Origin of the sequence: Streptomyces koelreuteriae, from assembly GCF_018604545.1 — a bacterium.
GTDB classification, from domain to species: Bacteria; Actinomycetota; Actinomycetes; order Streptomycetales; family Streptomycetaceae; genus Streptomyces; species Streptomyces koelreuteriae.
Genome location: NZ_CP075896.1, coordinates 4,794,288 through 4,811,129 on the forward strand (window position 1 = coordinate 4,794,288; position 16,842 = coordinate 4,811,129).

Here is a 16,842-nt window from a genome sequence, read left to right on the forward strand (position 1 = left end):
TGACACGCCTGACTGGAAGTCTCCTCTGGAATATGCCATCCAGTCGAGTGAATGACTGCTCCGTACGAGGATGTTGGCGAGTAGCGTCGATCACGCCACCCATCAGCACGGGTTGGCGTAAACGCAACTGGCTACGGAGCGAACATGGCAATTCGTCTGGGCGCCACGGAAACGTGGACGACGTCCTCCTACACCAACAACAACGGCGCGTGCGTGATGGTCAGGTCGACCGTCGCCGAGGCCCTGGAGCTCGGTGACACCAAGGTCCCCGAGGGCCCCAAGCTGGCGTTTCCCGCCGACGCGTGGAACGCCTTCGTGACCTCGGTCAAGGCCTGACCTCGCGCGCGACAACCGCACAAGCACCACCGACAGAGCCCTCTCGACCAGCATCGCCGTCCTTGCCGAGAGGGCTCCGCTCGTGCCCGGCTCCCCGGAGGGCTCAGCTCACCGGGAACGCCACGTCACACACCGGGTCCTCGGCCCCCGTCGCCTCCCAGTCGGCGAAGTACACCTCCCGGCACGGGCCGGCCTGTTCCAGGCCCTCCCGGGTGATCCACTCCTCCACGGCCTCGAAGGCGGCCATGATCTGCGGATGGGCCACCTGCGCCTTGGTGATCCGGGTGTAGGCCAGCCGCTGGGCGGGCTCGATCCGCACCTTCGTCCCCCGGGCCCGGCCGTGCCGCTCGACCCACGCCCGGGCCGCCGCCTCGTCGGCGACGGGCACGCAGGACTCGGCGGGGCCGTCGCTCTCCATCGACACCTCGGAGTGGTAGACGACGAACGGCGCCGCCGTGACACCGCCGCACTCCCGCGCCGCCGACTCCAGCCGGCCCAGCGATGCCCCGATCCACGCGGGCAGCTCGCCCGCCAGCACATGCCGCGTCTCGGTGATCACCACCTGCGCGGGCGCCTCCACCGTCTCGACCGCGAACTTCTCGTACATCTCGGAGCTCCTCCCCGACAGTCGTCCACGGAGGTACTCGGCGAGCGTCCGCTGCCCCGCGACCCGTGCCTCGACGTCCGCCCAGTACGTGCCGAGCAGAGCGGCCGCCGTGGGCCCGTCGCCCGCCGCCACCACCTCGGCGATCCGGGCGAGCGGCATGTCGAGCTGCCGCAGCATGGCCACCAGCCGGGCCTGCTCGACCTGTCCGGCACGGTAGTAGCGGTAGCCGGTGGCCTCGTCGACATGCGCCGGGGCCAGCAGCCCCAGCCGGTCGTACAGCCGCAGGGCTTTGGCCGAGAGCCGGGCGCGCGCGGCGAACGACCCGATGGTGAGCAGTTCCCGGTCCGGTACGTCCACCACGGCATCCTCCGTCACCGGGCGGCTCTTCCGCCCGGCGAGGAGGACACTCGGGCCTGCCCCAGGGGCAAGGTCAACCGGGTCGGGGCCTAGGCCCCGACCCGGCCGCGTGCCTCAGGCCAGCTGGGCCTCCACGGCCCGCACGACCTCGTCCGACTCCGGCTCGGTCTGCGGGGAGAAGCGGGCGACGACCCGGCCGTCGCGGCCGATGAGGAACTTCTCGAAGTTCCAGCGGATGTCGCCGCTGTGCCCCTCGGCGTCGGCGAAGCCGGTCAGACGGTCGTACAGCGGGTGCCGGTCGTCGCCGTTGACCTCGACCTTCTCGGTCAGCGGGAAGGTCACGCCGTACGTCGCCGAGCAGAACTCCGCGATCTCCTCGGCGCTGCCGGGCTCCTGCCCGAGGAACTGGTTGCAGGGCACACCGAGGACGGTGAAGCCGCGCTGCGCGTAACGCTCCTGGAGCTTCTCGAGCCCCGTGTACTGCGGGGTCAGACCGCATTTGGAGGCGACGTTCACCACGAGCACCGCCTGGCCCGCGTACTGGGACAGGTCGGCGGAACCGCCCTGCAGTGCACCGATCTCGACGTCGAGGGGAGAGGAACCGTTGGTAGTCGTCATGCCCCGGAGCCTAGCTCCGGCCCGTGCCGTCCGGGTTCCCGGCCTCCGCGGCGTCCACCAGGACCTGCCCCGCCGCCGTCCGCGAGTACAGCACCGACCGGCCCGCCCGCCGCCGCTCCACCAGACCGGAGTCCAGCAGCACCCGCAGATGCCGCCCCACCGAGCCGAGCCCCTGCCCCGTCACGGCGACCAGCTGGCTGGTGCTCAAGGGGGAGCCGAGCCGCACCAGCACACCGGCGCGGGCGGTACCGAGCAGCGCACCGAGGCTCGCGGGCACGGGCCGGCCACCGGGATCGGCGAGAGCGCCCGCGCACGCGTAGACCACCGCGTACCGGTCGGGCTCCTCCCAGGACACCCAGCCGGTCTTCGGGGTGACCGGCACGAAGAGCAGCTCGGCGCCCGAGATCTCCCGGGGCGGATACTCGTGCGCGTTCACCTGGAGCCGGTTGTCGCCCAGCCACCGGGTCCGGCCCGGTCGCAGCGTGTCCAGCGCCGCCGCCCAGCCGCCCCGGCTCACCTGCGCGGTCCGGGCGACCACGTCCGCCTCCAGCACCCGCCGTCGCCGGTCCCAGTCCGGCCGTACGGTCTCGGTCCAGACGTAGGACAGCAGACCGGCCGCGCGCTCGGGGAGGTCGTCCCGGTCCAGGGCCGCGGGAAGCGGGCCGGCGAGGGAGAGCCGCAGGTGGGCGCGGGCCTCGTCGGGGCGGGCTGCCCGCACCCGTGCCACCTCTTCCTCGAAGCTCTCCCCGCTCCTCGGGGTGGGCGTGAGGAAGTCGGCGATCCAGGACCGGCCCAGTCCGGCGCGGACGAGCAGCGCGGTCACGGGGTCGGCGGCCAGCCGGGCCCGGTAGCCGGGCCGATGGTCGCGCAGCCAGGCCTGTTCGCCGGGGTGCGCGGGGGTGCCATGGTGCAGCAACTGGAGGCAGGCGAAGGTCTCGGCGAGCGGGGAGAGCACGAACCGGCTGCCCGCCAGGGTGTCGGCGTTGACCTGCCACCAGCCCACGCACACCCCCGGCATCCCTCGCTCTTTCGCCCCGGCGCGAAACAATAACCACCCCGTTCGGGCCGCCACAGACTCCCCGCATGCGCAGCTACCGCGAACTGTTCCGCACCCCCGAGTTCACCCCGTTCTTCCTGGCCGCCTCGGCCCAGACGGTCGCCCAGACCATGGGCGGCCTGGCCCTGGGCACCCTGGTGTACCGGGCGACGGAGTCGCCGCTGCTGTCCGCGGTGAGCATGTTCGGCTCCTCGCTGGTGCAGGTGCTGGGCGCGACGTGCCTGCTCTCGGCGGCCGACCGGCTGCCTCCGCGCGCGGCCCTCACCACCCTGCCCCTGCTCTTCGCGACGGCCACGGCCGCCCTGGCCCTGCCCGGCCTGCCGGTCTGGGCGCTCTTCGTGATCGTCCTGGCCAAGGGGCTGGCGGAGTCGGTGGGCGGGGGAGTGCGCTGGGGCCTGCTGAACGAGATCCTCTCCAAGGACGGCTATCTGCTGGGCCGCTCGGTCTTCAACATGATGAGCGGCCTGATGCAGATCGCCGGCTACGCGACCGGCGGCGCGCTCCTCGCCCTGCTGTCCCCACGGCTGTCCCTGCTGACGGCCGCCGCGCTGTATGCGATGGCGGCCGTGGTCGTCCGCCTCGGCCTGACCCGCCGCCCGCCCCGCACGACGGGCCGCCCCTCGGTCGCGGCGACCTGGCGCGCCAACGCCCTGCTGTGGTCGTCCGCGCCCCGCCGCCAGGTCTATCTGGCCCTGTGGATCCCCAACGGCCTGATCGTCGGCTGCGAATCCCTCTACGTCTCCTACGCCCCCGAGTCCGCGGGCACCCTCTTCGCCTGTGCCGCGCTGGGCATGCTGGCCGGTGACGTCCTGGTGGGCCGCCTGCTCCCCCCGCGCCTGCGCCCCCGCCTCGGCTTCCCGCTCCTCCTGCTCCTGGCCGTCCCGTACATGCCCTTCCTCCTGCACCCGGACGTCCCCCTGGCGGCCGCCGCGGTCACCCTGGCCTCGGTCGGCTTCGGCGCGAGCCTCGTACAGCAGGAGCGTCTGGTGTCCCTGACGCCTGACGCCCTGACGGGCCATGCCCTGGGCCTGCACTCGGCGGGCATGCTCACGATGCAGGGCGTGGCCGCGGCACTCGCGGGCTCGGTGGCCCAACTGACCTCTCCGGCGGTGGCGATGACGGCGATGGCGACGGTGTCGACGGGGGTGACGCTGTCCCTGCTGGCGGCGGGAAGGCGTGCGGAGGGATCGGTCGCACGCCTGGCCCGCTAGACATGACCGCGGAGTGGGGGCGGGGATTTCGGCTACTCGACGCCAAAGCCCCTCTATTGCTCCCTCTCCGCCTCCACGAACACCTCGGGAACCTCGTTGTCGACCACGACCCGTGACAGCAGCACGGCCAGCCGTTCCCGCTCGACGCCGTTGAGTCCGGACGGCAGGGCCTCCATCCGGCGTACGGTCTCGGCGTAGAACCGTCCGGCGAGCGAGGCGCCCTCCTCCGTCAGCTCCACCCGCACGGCCCGGCCGTCCCTCGGGTCGGCCTCCCGCCGTACCAGCCCCCGCCGCACCGTCCGGTCCACCAGCCCGGTGAGGCTCGACTTCGCCAGCCCGAGCGTCTCCCCGAGCTCCCCCATCCCGTACGGCTGCGGCATCAGCACGCACAGCAGCTGTCCCTGCTGGGGCGTCAGTCCGTACGCCCGGCTGGCCTCCGCGTAGACACCGTCCACCAGGAACGCCGCCCGCACCAGCGCGGCGACGACACCCACCTGCCCGCCTGCCCCGTTCCCCATCGGGTCAGGGTACCGAGCGGTACGACCGGCCTCGGCCGGTTCGGCGGCGTACCGGCTCGCGTACCGGTCACTCCTCGTCCGGGGCCTCGCCCTCGATGAGCCGTTCCGCGATGTCGTCGGCCCACTCCTGCGCCCAGCGGCGCAGCCCGGCGACGGCGGAGACCTCGAGACCGTGGACGGTGAACGCCCGGTCGTCGATCCAGTCCGTGCCGGTCAGCCGGGCCTGGAGGTCGGTGAGGTCGAAGGTGTCGGGGGCGTGACGGCGGCCGAGTTCCTCGAGTTCGGGGTGGCTGAAGCGGGCCGCGGCGGCGTGTACGTCGACCAGGTCGCGGGCGAGTCCCCGGTCGGCCAGGTCCCGCACCCGGGTGCCGACGAGATCGTCGAGGGAGAGCGCGGGCCCGAGCTCCGTCAGCACGGGCGGGCGCCACAGCACCTCCTTGTGGACACCGACGTCGTACTCCCGCTCGGTCGCCGCGTCCGTGACGAGGAACTGCGCGGACAGCGGCTCGGTCTCCCGCGTCTGCACGAGCCACCCCCGCCCCACCAGCCCGGCCCGGACGGCATCGGCGACGACCTCCATCCCGGCGGGATCCTCGGTCGCCACATCCACATCCGGCCCGGCCCGCTCCACCAGCCCGTGCGCCAGCGCGGCGTACCCGCCCGAGAGGACGAGCGAGTGGGCCTCACCGACCGCGAGAAGATCCCCGACGAGACGGTTGCGCGGCTCGGAGACGGGGGCTGGGGCGGACATGCCCTGATTATCGCGTGGGGGATGCGGGGGGCTTAGGAAGATCGGCCCGTACGGGTGAAAGGGGGGAGGGACAGCCGCTTTCCTGGGGGCGCGGGGAACTGCGCGACCAGCCCCCACGCCGCGTCACCGAACCACGAACCGCTACAGCTTGCGCCCCACACCGCAATACGCATCCACAGCGGACTCAAGGTCCGACACCTCAGCCCGCCACTCCGAAACCCGCACCACGCCCGGCCTCACCAACTCCAGCCCGTCGAAGAACCCGGCGATCTCGGCCACGGTCCGCACGTAATACGGCACCGCCCCACTCGCGTTGTACGCCTCCGACGCCGCGATCATGCCCTCACTCGTGGCCGTACTGTCACTGATCACCAGATGGCTGCCGGCAGGCAACCCGGCCATCAGCCGCCGCACCAGCTCCCGCGCCCGCTCGTACTCGGCGACATGCCCCAACGTGTTGAGGATCATCAGCCCGACAGGCCGCGACAGATCGAGCGTGCCCGCGGCGGCCTCCAGGACCGCCTCGGGGTCGTACAGATCGGCATCCAGATACGCGGTCGCGCCCTCGGGCGTGCTGGTGAGCAGCGCGTTGGCGTGGGCCAGCACGATGGGGTCGTTGTCGACGTACACGATCCGGGCGTCAGGTGCGACGCGCTGGGCGACCTCGTGCGTGTTGTCGGCGGTCGGCAGCCCGGTCCCTATGTCGAGGAACTGCCGGACGCCCTGCTCCTCGGCCAGATGCCGGACGGCCCGCCCGAGGAAGCGGCGGCTGGTGACGGCCACGTCGACCAGGCCCGGAAAGATCGACTTGATCTGGTCGCCGATCTCGCGGTCGACCTCGTAGTTGTCCTTGCCGCCGACGAAGTAGTTCCAGAAGCGGGCCGAGTGCGGCTTGCTGGTGTCGATACGGGAACGCACGCTGTCGTCGAGCACGGCAGGGCCTCCTGGGGGTGGGGAAGGGGCACCGTCCCACCAACCTAGGCGAACCCCTCGGCCGGACACCGAAGTTGCCCACTCCCCGCCGCCACCACCACACCGTTTCGGCCACCCGGACCGGCCCGGCCCGACCGTGTCAGACGCCGCGCGGCGAAACCCCACCGAGACGCCCGGCCCCGCCACTGCCGCCCCCGTGCCCTCGCGTCGCGAGCCACACGCCCCGTCCCACGGCCCACAGCAGCAGCCCGGCGGCGACCGGCGTACCGAAGATGATCAGCATCCCGGCCCCGATGTTGGCCCCGACCACCCCCGCGGTCAGCACGCGCCAGCCCACCCCCACCATGAGCCCCACGACCACGAGCGGCCCGAGCACCCCCCACCACCGCCGATCCATCGCCCCACGCACCAGCACCGCGGCCCCGACCCCCGCCAGCACCAGCGCGAGCCCACCGACCCCCGCCGCGACACCGTCCCCGATCCCCCACGGCTGATAGGCATAGTCGAGCTCACTCGCCGGCAGCCCGTCATGGTTCTGCTGCCCCATCAGCCCCCAAGCAGCAACAGGCACCCCGAGAACGAGCGCGACCCCGGCCGTAAGCATTCCCCGATTCCTCATACGTCCAGGGTCAGGGGGGCGGGGCGGGGCCGTCATGAGCACGGGTACTCAAGTAGGCGGACCTAGTGCCGGGGTGGCGCGATGACCCGGACCCGCCATCGCGCCGTTCCTCAGCCCCTCAACTCCCTCAGCCGGGCGCCACGGCCCGCCCCGTCTGTGGGGAGATCATGCCCGCGCACAGGCCCCGGGCTGTCAGGGTCTGGGCGATGCGGGGGATCGCCGCGAGGGTGTTGGCGGGCCAGTCGTGCAGGAGGATGATCTGGCCGTTGGTGAGGCGGGCGGCGGCCTGGACGATCGCGTCGGTGCTCGCGCCGTTCCAGTCCTGGGAGTCGACGTGCCAGATGATCTCGGTCAGGCCGTGCCGGGCCGCGATCGACTTCACCGTCGCGTTGGTCTCGCCGTAGGGCGGGCGGAACAGTTTCGGGGTGCCGCCTCCCGCGCCCCCGACGGCCTGCTGGGTGCGGGAGATCTCCGAGTCGATCTGTGCCTGGCTGAGCCGGGTCAGGTGCGGGTGGGTGTAGCTGTGGTTGCCGACCCACATTCCGGCGGACACCTGGGCCCGGACCAGGGACGGGTTGGCGGCCGCGTGCTGGCCCTGGTTGAACATGGTGGCCCGCAGCCCGTTCTGCCGGAGCGCGTCGAGGAGTCTGGTCGTGTTGCCGGAGGGGCCGTCGTCGAAGGTGAGTCCGACGTAGCCGTTGCAGGCGGCGGCCTGGGCCGGGGCGGTGGTGACCGGGAACGCGGCTGCTGCCGCCAGGACGGCGGTGAGCAGCGCGACGCGCGCTGTGGCCGCCATCGTCAGCGCACCGTGATGCTGGAGCTGCCGCTGCTCTGATAACCCTCGGTCGCCATGATCATGTAGTACTTGAAGCTGCCCAGGGGCATCCCCGCCCGGGCCCAGGCGTCGAAGTGGTTGCCCGCTGTGATCGTGCCGCCCGTGCGCTTCGACTGGCGCACGCTCCAGTACTGGTCGAAGGTCTTCGTGCCCTCGACGGAGGGGGCGTTGTAACGCGTGGTCTTGTAGATGTCGTACGTGCCGCCGTCGCTGGTGACGGTGCCCTTGTACGTTCCGGTCGGCCGGTACGTGCCCCAGTTGTCGACGATGTAGTACTCGATGAGCGGGTTCGCGGTCCAGCCGTAGAGGGTCAGATACGAGTTGCCGGACGGGTTGAAGGTGCCGGAGTACGTCACGCTGCGGCGGGCGCCGGTGGCCCAGCCCTTGCCGGCGACGAAGTTGCCGGTGTTCCGCCATGACGTGCTGTAACTGCCGCCGGCGGACAGGTTCATGGAGACCGTGCCCTGGCTGTCGGTCCAGAACGAGTAGTAGTAGCCCTCGTGCGTGCCGGTCTGGTTCCTCGTGACGACCGTGTCGGCGTGGGCGGTGCCCGGCAGGGCCAGGGTGGCCGCCGCGACCAGCAGCATCGTGCAGACACCGCTGATGAGCAGCCGTAAGCGGCTGAGTGCGTTGCTCATGGAGTGCTTCCTCCATCGTCCTCGTGGGGTGGACGGGGGTGCTCTGTCACCGGGGAGTGTTGGCCTGGCCCTGTCAACTGTCAATGGTTTCGGTGGTTGTTGCGAAAGATTCGTCGGGGTGGGTGGTGGGGTGTGCGGGGTATATGCCCTGGTCCAGGGGGAGTTGGGGCCGGGATGGGTCATCAGCACACGGGAGTGGGGTGACATGCCGGCCGGACCGGAAGATTCCGCTACTCGAATCTTTCGAACGGTTTCCGGGGGAAGGGGGGTGTTCCCCACCCGCAAGCGGTGGCCCACCGGATGGGCGACGGCACGCGCTCGCGGTGATCGTGTACGGACGCGTCTCCCGCTCGCCGGGCGACCACGCGACGATCACACAGGGGGAACGGAACAGTGAACCGTCCTACGAAGAACGCACTCGCGCGACGCACGCTGCTGGCCGGCATCGCCGCGGCAGCCGGCACGGGAACGGTGTGGGGAACCGCCAGGACGGCCGCCGCCGCCGACGGACGCGGCGGACCGTTGGGGCAAGGGGCGGTGGACGCCGAGGTGGGGCGCCTGGAGGAGGGGTTGATCCGGCTCAGGCGGGACCTCCACCGGCATCCCGAGCTGCCGGGGGAGGAGCGTCGTACCGCGGGCGTGGTCGCCCGGGAACTGCGAGCGGCCGGGCTGTCCGTCACCACCGGAGTGGGCGGTCACGGCGTGGTCGGCGTCCTGCGCGGGGCGCGTACCGGCCGGACGGTCGCGTACCGGGCGGACATGGACGCGGTGCCGCCCAAGGACATCGTCGGGGGCGGCCCGGCCGCGGCCCACCTCTGCGGGCACGACCTCCACACGACCGTGGCCCTGGGCGTCGCGAAGGTCCTGGCACGGCTGCGGCGGCACCTGAGCGGCACGGTGGTGTTCCTCTTCCAGCCCGCCGAGGAGAGCCTCTCCGGAGCCCGCGCCATGATCGAGGCGGGTGCGCTGGAACTGGAACTGGAACTGGAACTGGAGCGCAGCCGCGTCGAGGAGATCCACGCGCTGCACTGCGGGCCTTTCCCCGTGGGCCGGTTCGCGGTGACACCGGGCTACGGCATGCCCGGGCAGGACAAGGCGGAGGTGACCCTCCAGGGCCCGGACGCACCCGAGGCCGCGCGGCGACTGGCCGCCGAGATCGGCAAACTCGCCACGGTGACGCCCCCGCAGACACCCGCGGACATCGAGCGGATGGTCACCGACGCCCAGATCCCCGACGGCCCACTGGCCCGCTTCGTGGCCCTCCGGGCCTCGGCGCGGGAGGCCAACGTGAGCGTCTCCTACCGCTGTTGGCCGGAGGAGCGGTACACGGAGGTACGCGAGAACATCCGCCGACTGGCCGGGTCCCACCCCGGGGCCGAAGTCCGTTTCCCCGCCGAGCCGTTCCCCGCCCTGCTCTGCCCGGAACCCGACGCCCGCGCCCTCGCCCGGCACCTGCGCCGCCGACTGGGCCACGACTCCGTCACCACACTCCACGCCGCGTTCCCGCCTTTCAGCGGCGAGGACTACGCCCTCTACCTGGACCGCGTCCCCGGCACCTACACCTTCCTCGGCATCCGCACCCCGGGCACCCCCGTCACCGCCGGCTACCCCCACTTCCCCGACTTCGCCCCGGACGAGCGGGCCATCGGCATCGGAGTACGGGCGATGGCGGGGTGGCTGGCGGAGCGGGCCCGTTGACCCGCCCGACCCTCAGGGCCGCGTCCCCGCGACCTTCACACCGAAGCCGATCAGCACGACGCCGGTCACCCGGTCCATGGCCCGGCGCACGGCGGGCCGTTCGAAGAAGGCACGGGCCTTGGCCAGCAGCGCCACATAGCCACTGAGCCAGAGGACGGTGAGCCCGGCGTGCAGCAGGACCAGAAGGGCCATACCGGTGTGGGGAGACAGACCGGTGGGGGCGAGCGTCGGCAGCAGGCCTGTGTAGAAGACGGCGATCTTGGGGTTGAAGACGTTGCTGACCAGCCCCGTCCGCCAGGGGTTCCCGGCCGGCGCCGCGCCCCCCTGGTCACCCGCCCGCTTCTTCCGACTGCCGAGCAGCGACTGCACCCCGAGGACGACGAGATAGGCGGCCCCGACCAGCTTGACGACGGTGTAGGCCGTGGCGGACGCCGCCAGGACGGCCGCCAGCCCGACCACCGTGAGTACGCCCCACACCAGCAGTCCCGCCGTAATACCGCCGACCGTCCGCAGTCCGTCCCGCCAGCCGCAGGCCACCGCCCGCTTCGTCACGACCGCCATGTCCGGCCCGGGAACCATCGTCAGGACGGCGAGCACACCGACCGCCGCGAGGAGCTGTACGAACATGTCAGCCATGCTCGCACTCGCATACGAATGACAGGCCCGCGTGCTGCCCGGACGCTCACCCGACCCGGGAGCCGTCGGGCAGCTCCAGCACGGAGCCGTCATGCAGGGTGACGCGTATCGCCGAGAAGTCGACGGCCTCCGCCCTCGACTTGCCGGTCCCCGGATTGCGGGCGTACCGCGGATGCGCACCCCCGCTGATCTGCCAGCGGATCCGGTGCCCGGCCGGAAACCGGTAGGCGGTGGAGCTCATCGGCACGGTGACCTGCGAGGGCTCGTCCTCCACCGTCTCCACCGAGGCCAGCCCGTCACACACGTTGACGGAGCGGCCCCGCGCGTCCACATCGCACAGGCGGCTGAAGACATCGGCGTACCCGGTGTCCGTCGAGACACTCAGCCGAGCGGAGACGGAGCCGAGGACCTCCACGGCCTCGGCCAGCGGCGGACCGGTGAACGTCAGCACGTCCTCCCGCCCCTCCAGAGCACCGTTGTCGCGAGCGCCGGCCGTCCGGGACAGCAACTGACCGCCGATGGACGGCGTCGGATCGGCCGGGTCGTACCGCAGCGACGCCAAGGCCGCCGCCCCCGCACCACCGGCGGGAGCCGCAAGAGCCCGCTGTTCGAGACGCCCGTCCGCCACGGGAACCCACGACGTAGCGACGGGGGAGGAGGAACGGGACGGCCAGCCGTCGAGATCCCGCCACCCGCCCTCACCGCCGACGTGCACGCGCACACGCGTAGGACGCAGCCCGGAGGAATCCCCGCACAGATGCGCACGCAGCCACGCGAGGCTCTCGGCGAAGACCTCGGGCCAGCCCTGCTGCAGGGCGGAGGTATGGGTCCAGGGACCGACCAGCAGGGCGGTGTCGCATCCGGCCGCACGCAGCCGGGCGTACTGCTCGAAGGTCTGGTCGGCCAGGGCGTCGTGCCACCCGGAGACCAGACTCGTCGGGACGCTCGACCCCTCGGCCGCCCGCGCCAGCGACGCACCGTCCCAGTACGGAGCGCCGGCATCCGGGTGCGCCAGCACGTCGTCCAGCCACGGCACCTCCCCGAGAGCGGAGGCGTACGCCCCGCGCAGCGGCCGCGCCATGACGATGTCGCGCATACGGCGCTGCAGCCGCAGCGTCGCCTTGACGACGGGCAGGACCCCCCGGTGCTGGTACGTCATCCCGAGCCCGACGAGCAGGGCGTTCTCCAGCCGCAGGGCACCGTCCGCGTAGAACAGGGCGTACGGGTCGTGCAGCCCGACCTGCACCACCATCGCCTTCAGCTCCGGCGGCGGGTCCAGGGCGAGGGCCCACTGCACGTACCCCAGGTAGCTGGGGCCGATGGTCCCCAGCGTCCCGTTGAACCACGGCTGTTCGCGCAGCCACGCCACGGTCGCCCGGCCGTCGTCGGCCTCGTTGCGCCAGAGATCGAACGCCCCGCCCGAGCCGCCGGTGCCGCGGCAGCTCTGCAGAACCACATGGAAGCCCTGCTCGGCGAAGAGGATGCCGTACTGCGGTGCCCAGGGCAGCCCCCTGCCGTAAGGCGAGCGCACCAGAAGGGTGGGGAAATCGCCGCTCGTGTCCGTACGGGGGAAGTAATGGTCCGTGACCAGCGCACTCCCCTCACCGGCAGGCACCTCCACCCCCGGCTCCCACCCGACGTCGTACCGCTTCTGCGGAAGCCCGCGCCAGATCGCCCGCATCATCCGCGAGGACAGCGGCGGCTTCCGGGCGGGGTCGTGGGTGCGTAAGGCCATGGTCGGTTCCCCTCCTCGATTTTCCGTACGTTGTACGAGAATAGAGGATGCTTGGATGACGGCGACAGCGACCCTTGGGGATGCTCGGCGAACAGGAGTGCGAAACCGTGATGCGTGAGGACGACGGCACCGACACCCCGGGCCGCGACCCGCACCAGCTGTGGCTGAACCACCAGCCCCAGTCGCAGGCCCGGGCCCGCAGAGGCCGCAAACCCGCCTTCACCCGGGAAGCGATCACGACGGCAGCGGTGGCCCTGGCGGACACGGAAGGCCTCGAAGCGGTCACCATGCGCCGTGTCGCCGCACAGGTCGGCGCCGGAGTCATGTCGCTCTACAGCTACGCCCCCGACAAGGACACGCTGCTGGAGCTGATGATCGACCACGTCAGCGGCGAACTGCCCGCATCGGCCGCCCTCACCGGCGACTGGCGCACCGACCTGAAGACCGTCGCCCACCTCCAGCGCGCCAACATGCTGCGCCACCCCTGGCTGCCCGCCGCCCTCTCCACCCGCCGCAGCCTCGGCCCCAACACCCTGGCCTTCCTGGAACACGCCCTCGCCGCCCTGCGCCCCACGGGCCTGGACGGCGCGGCCAAGCTGGAGATCTTCGCCCAGCTCACGGCCTTCGTCGCCGGCCACGTCACCCACGAACTCACCCAGGCGGCAGCCGCCAACTCCCCCGACCGGGCCGCGGCCGAGGCCCGCTACCTCGCGACGGTCGCCGCGGACGGCCACCACCCGGAACTAGCCGAGGCCCTGGCGGCCCCCGCCCGCCCCGTGACCCCCGAGGCCACCTTCACCCGCTTCCTCAACCGCTTGATCGACGGCGTGGGCACGGACTGAAACGCGACGGGGTCCGTCTCTCTCAGGGCGTCTCTCTGGGCGCACACGCCATCCCCCTTACGGCGGAGCCGAGTTGCCCCCACGGACCGACGCTCGACCACCCCCACAACTGCGACGCTCGCGACGGAACCGGCCGCCCACCGCCCCGAACCGAGGACCGCGCATGCAGCCCACAAAGCCGCTCTCGCACGCCAGCAACCCGACAGCACCCCGCCCCCGAGTCCGGCGACTCCACGCCGCATGGCAGACGACATGGCGGACGACCCACAAGCCCACCACCGGAGTAACCCGCACCACACAACTACTGGCCTACGCCGTACCGTTGGCCGTCCTGCCCTCCAGCATCTGGCGCCTGCCCGCCGCACTGGATGACGGCACAGCCCCTGGCGAGAGGGCGTACATCATCCTCCTGTCGATCCTCTCCGAAGCCCTCGCGTTCACGGCGATCGGCCTGATCGCCCCCTGGGGCGAGGTGTTCCCACGCAGGACACCGCTCCTCGGCGGCCGCCGGGTGCCGCTGAGGGCAACGGTCATCGCGTCGGCGACAGCCGCCACGCTCCTCACCCTCGGAACCACCCTGACCCTCGTCACCCAGATCCTGGGCACCACGATCCGCGGCGACGCCCTCCCCGCCGACTTCCCCGGCGAGGCGGGCGGCTGGCAGTCGGCCTGGTTCTACGCCTGCTACGCGCCCCTGATCCTCTGGGGCCCACTGCTGGCCGTACTGACCCACGCGTACTGGAAGCGCCGCCGAGCGGGCACCCCCCGATCCCCAGGCACATGATGAAGACGCATGACGATCGTCACGCCGACCGAGTCACCGAGTGACTGTCCAGGATGTCCGATCCCGCACATGGCGCCAAAATGGGCATTGTCAGGCTATGCATGCCGGATCGGAGACACGCATGACGGATCTCAAGTTTGAGCAGAAGCGCTCGCTGTCACGCCTGGAGGCGGCCGACCAGCTCACGGCACTCGCAGCCGCCCTGAGAGAAGGCGGCGACGCCGAACTGGAACTCGGCTCCGGAACGCTCAGCCTGCGCATCCCCGACGACCTCCGCAGCGAGGTGGAGGTCGAGATCGACAACGGGGAGATCGAGCTGGAAATCGAACTCACATGGCCGACCACGCCCCCGAAGCGGAAGAAGCCGCCCCCCAAGGCCGCCGCCCGGACCACGACGAGCACAAGCAAGCCCAAGCGCAAGCCCAAGGCCAAGACCACGAACACGAAGCGGTCGGCGACGAAGAAGCCCTGAGCCGCCGCACCGGTCCGCTTGGCGTGGGCATACGACTTGATCGCACCGGCCCCCGCCGAACGCGCCGCCGCCCTTGCCCGACTGGACACGGCCCGCAGCGAGGTCGACGCCGCCGTCCTCCGGGTAAACCAGTCCTGGCACCCGAAGCCCTGGTTCCGAAGCAAGGTGTGGGAGCGAATGGCTGCGCAACGAGCGCCGTCTGAGCGCGTATGCCGAGTACGCCCACGTCGTGAAGGACCTCGCGCACCCGTATCGGCGGATCGCGGTCGCCAAGGGCATTGCTGTCAGTGAGGCAGCGCCGCTGGAGCCCACCGATGAGATTCTCGCCGAAGTGGCAGAGGCCGAGGTGCAGCGCTCGGCACTCGCTGAGACAGTGTGGCTGCTGGGGGACGCCAAGACGAACACGGCCGCTGTCAGGCTGAATCACTGCCTGTGGCATCTGGAGTGGTTGGCCCGTGAGCTTTCGACAAGAGGACAGGGTGGCTGGGACCAGGCGTACGAGGATTTCAGACAGGCACGACAGCACTTCTTAAAACTGGCTCGAGCTGGCCTCGGTGTGCGAGGGGCGCGCATAGCGGAGTCAGTTCCCTGGCCACCACCCTGGAGGGGCGACCTTTCCCAAGACACCCCACGTTGACTATTGGTGCTGGCGGAGCCTTCTTCTTGCCCTCCGTCTTGCCGGGGATCTTGGTGAGCTGGGTTTTTCCTGGTCAGGGGCGGTGTGCTCGTACTCCTGGTGGTCGTCGTTGATCGTCATTGGCCACCATCGAGCGGCCTCGGACGTCCCAGGGACGGCTCAGCCCTGCGATGTGCCCCGTTTAAGCCTCAGCCGACCACAGTCAGCCACGACGGCGGGTGTGTCGACCGACCACGCACGCGTCTGCCTCGTTGTCCCCCCCCCACCGGCCTCAGCCACGCTGCCATGCCATCAACCAGAGCAAGCCCGGCCCGTGACAACAGTGCTCGAGCCCTCACCTTGGGAAGCTGTGGTCATTTGAGGGCTGTTCGGGCTCTGACCTGCGCGAAAGTTGGGTTACTGATCTTCCGGGGTGGGCCGCTTGCACCATGGTTCCCCGCTCGTTCTGGTGCGGCAGTGGTGCGGAGCTGTGGCGACCAGGAGGTGATCAGCTAGGTAACCTGCCATTCATTGAGACGGATCTTGACCTGGCGGTTGTGGTCCGTGTGCCAGATCACCTCGCCGGAGACAGTGGCGCCCAGGGCGGGCAGCTGCATGTGGTGAGGCATGGCGGTGATCTCGGCAAGCCCCACTGCATTCGGCACGCCATCGAGGAGGAGGAAGACGCCGAATGGCTGCCGACCGATGACCCGTCCGCTGATGTGAGATCCGAGGGGCAATGCGGAGACTGTTGCTGGCCAGCTCCGGTCTACGGCATCTGAGGCTGGCACCAGGGAGCGGTCCGGCCAACTGAACTCGGGCATTGGCCAATCATGGCCAGAGCAGTGAATGTTGTCGACAGCGGGTCGCAACGCCGCACTGCTCGGCCGCGCGAGACCAACACGCTTTCCAACTGTGTTGGTGGGGTGCGGGGCGGTGTGCAGGGGCGTTCACCTGCGTTCATGGGTGGTCGGCCACCTTCGTGGCAGCGCCCTCAGGTCTGGTCTGAACGGCAGTGAACGACGGTGAATGAGACGGAAACTGAGACAGCCAGCCCCGGTCGCGGTCACCCGTTGGCTAGGGCTCATCGCTCACCGAGGTAGCCCAGTCGCGGAACAGGCGCAGCACCTCCCTAGGGTTGACCGGACCGCGGGACGCCTGGAAGACGTCGTCCGACACCGTCGCCATCACCCAGCCGGAATCGCTGCGCCGGATGCCCGTCCTCTCGTAGGGCCGACCAGACAGCGTCGCCTCTTCAAGATCGATTGCCACTGTCCAGCCTGGATTGTCGAGCCGGTCGACGGGGAGACCGGGGGAGCACACGCCCTGGCTCGACGACTCCAGCCAAGCCGGTTCGCCGGCGCGTGGAGGGCCCGGAACGCGTGCAAGCCCCCCCCAGCGCAAGGCTGGGGGTCTTCTTCGTGCAGGCGGCGAGCATGGCCGCCTGCAACATCGTGGATTCCCGTGGCCCTTGCGGACAGGGGGATTTGGGCTTTGTGATCATGCCGGCTGGTGGGTCTCACGGGTGAGCTGCGGCGTCACCGACCAAGGTAGCTGGCGGGGTGCTCCGCTACAAGAC

Annotated in this window: 19 protein-coding genes; 6 read left to right on the top strand and 13 right to left on the bottom strand. The window is 71.0% G+C overall.

The features are described 5' to 3' along the window. Positions 1-144: 144 nt before the first annotated feature. Positions 145-336 carry a DUF397 domain-containing protein gene (locus KJK29_RS21730; RefSeq protein ID WP_215120817.1) on the top strand — a complete coding sequence of 64 codons (192 nt, stop codon included), beginning with the start codon at positions 145-147 and terminating at the stop codon, positions 334-336. A 103-nt stretch (positions 337-439) separates the two neighbouring features. Here KJK29_RS21730 and KJK29_RS21735 read toward each other — a convergent pair whose 3' ends face one another. The 3 genes from KJK29_RS21735 to KJK29_RS21745 form a co-directional block, all read right to left on the bottom strand. After that, entirely contained in the window at positions 440-1,318 is an 879-nt protein-coding gene (locus tag KJK29_RS21735; protein WP_215120818.1) for a MerR family transcriptional regulator, read from the bottom strand. A 96-nt stretch (positions 1,319-1,414) separates the two neighbouring features. Beyond that, on the bottom strand, positions 1,415-1,918 hold the full coding sequence (locus KJK29_RS21740; RefSeq protein WP_251057891.1) for a glutathione peroxidase: 504 nt from the start codon (positions 1,916-1,918) through the stop codon (positions 1,415-1,417). Positions 1,919-1,928: 10 nt separating this feature from the next. Continuing rightward, positions 1,929-2,921, bottom strand: a complete 993-nt coding sequence (locus tag KJK29_RS21745; RefSeq protein WP_215124395.1) for an ArsR/SmtB family transcription factor — start codon at positions 2,919-2,921, stop codon at positions 1,929-1,931. An 80-nt stretch (positions 2,922-3,001) separates the two neighbouring features. On the opposite strand from KJK29_RS21745, the gene KJK29_RS21750 reads away from it, so the two are divergent. Continuing rightward, on the top strand, positions 3,002-4,186 hold the full coding sequence (locus tag KJK29_RS21750) for an MFS transporter (RefSeq protein ID WP_215120819.1): 1,185 nt from the start codon (positions 3,002-3,004) through the stop codon (positions 4,184-4,186). 53 nt (positions 4,187-4,239) lie between these two features. On the opposite strand, the gene KJK29_RS21755 is transcribed toward KJK29_RS21750, so the two are convergent. From KJK29_RS21755 to KJK29_RS21780, 6 genes are all read right to left on the bottom strand, one after another. Then, positions 4,240-4,704: a MarR family winged helix-turn-helix transcriptional regulator gene (locus tag KJK29_RS21755; RefSeq protein ID WP_215120820.1), complete on the bottom strand. Its 465-nt coding sequence runs from the start codon at positions 4,702-4,704 to the stop codon at positions 4,240-4,242. A gap of 67 nt (positions 4,705-4,771) precedes the next feature. Continuing rightward, complete coding sequence (locus KJK29_RS21760; RefSeq protein WP_215120821.1) at positions 4,772-5,455, bottom strand: hypothetical protein; 684 nt, start codon at positions 5,453-5,455, stop codon at positions 4,772-4,774. Positions 5,456-5,596: 141 nt separating this feature from the next. Beyond that, positions 5,597-6,388 (bottom strand): SAM-dependent methyltransferase, encoded by a 792-nt coding sequence (locus KJK29_RS21765; protein WP_215120822.1) that lies wholly within the window; start codon positions 6,386-6,388, stop codon positions 5,597-5,599. 139 nt (positions 6,389-6,527) lie between these two features. After that, positions 6,528-7,007, bottom strand: a complete 480-nt coding sequence (locus KJK29_RS21770; protein WP_215120823.1) for a hypothetical protein — start codon at positions 7,005-7,007, stop codon at positions 6,528-6,530. Between the two features lie 127 nt (positions 7,008-7,134). Beyond that, positions 7,135-7,803: a polysaccharide deacetylase family protein gene (locus tag KJK29_RS21775; protein WP_215120824.1), complete on the bottom strand. Its 669-nt coding sequence runs from the start codon at positions 7,801-7,803 to the stop codon at positions 7,135-7,137. Between the two features lie 2 nt (positions 7,804-7,805). After that, a complete protein-coding gene (locus KJK29_RS21780) occupies positions 7,806-8,480 on the bottom strand; it encodes a glycoside hydrolase family 11 protein (protein ID WP_215120825.1) in 675 nt (224 codons plus the stop codon). Between the two features lie 393 nt (positions 8,481-8,873). On the opposite strand from KJK29_RS21780, the gene KJK29_RS21785 reads away from it, so the two are divergent. Then, positions 8,874-10,178, top strand: coding sequence for a M20 metallopeptidase family protein (locus tag KJK29_RS21785; RefSeq protein WP_215120826.1), 1,305 nt, complete (start codon positions 8,874-8,876; stop codon positions 10,176-10,178). Between the two features lie 12 nt (positions 10,179-10,190). Here the strand turns inward: KJK29_RS21785 and KJK29_RS21790 are convergent, their stop codons facing one another. Further along, positions 10,191-10,805: a LysE family translocator gene (locus KJK29_RS21790; RefSeq protein ID WP_215120827.1), complete on the bottom strand. Its 615-nt coding sequence runs from the start codon at positions 10,803-10,805 to the stop codon at positions 10,191-10,193. Positions 10,806-10,860: 55 nt separating this feature from the next. Further along, positions 10,861-12,549, bottom strand: coding sequence for a CocE/NonD family hydrolase (locus KJK29_RS21795; protein WP_251057892.1), 1,689 nt, complete (start codon positions 12,547-12,549; stop codon positions 10,861-10,863). 110 nt (positions 12,550-12,659) lie between these two features. On the opposite strand from KJK29_RS21795, the gene KJK29_RS21800 reads away from it, so the two are divergent. The 3 genes from KJK29_RS21800 (at position 12,660) to KJK29_RS21810 (ending at position 14,647) form a co-directional block, all read left to right on the top strand. Next, positions 12,660-13,391 (top strand): TetR/AcrR family transcriptional regulator, encoded by a 732-nt coding sequence (locus KJK29_RS21800; RefSeq protein ID WP_215120828.1) that lies wholly within the window; start codon positions 12,660-12,662, stop codon positions 13,389-13,391. Between the two features lie 163 nt (positions 13,392-13,554). Next, complete coding sequence (locus KJK29_RS21805; protein WP_251057893.1) at positions 13,555-14,175, top strand: hypothetical protein; 621 nt, start codon at positions 13,555-13,557, stop codon at positions 14,173-14,175. 121 nt (positions 14,176-14,296) lie between these two features. Further along, on the top strand, positions 14,297-14,647 hold the full coding sequence (locus KJK29_RS21810; RefSeq protein ID WP_215120829.1) for an amphi-Trp domain-containing protein: 351 nt from the start codon (positions 14,297-14,299) through the stop codon (positions 14,645-14,647). Positions 14,648-15,775: 1,128 nt separating this feature from the next. Here KJK29_RS21810 and KJK29_RS21815 read toward each other — a convergent pair. After that, on the bottom strand, positions 15,776-16,087 hold the full coding sequence (locus tag KJK29_RS21815) for a S1 domain-containing protein (RefSeq protein WP_215120830.1): 312 nt from the start codon (positions 16,085-16,087) through the stop codon (positions 15,776-15,778). 253 nt (positions 16,088-16,340) lie between these two features. Then, positions 16,341-16,586, bottom strand: coding sequence for an Imm53 family immunity protein (locus tag KJK29_RS39410; protein ID WP_215120831.1), 246 nt, complete (start codon positions 16,584-16,586; stop codon positions 16,341-16,343). Positions 16,587-16,842 lie beyond the last annotated feature (256 nt).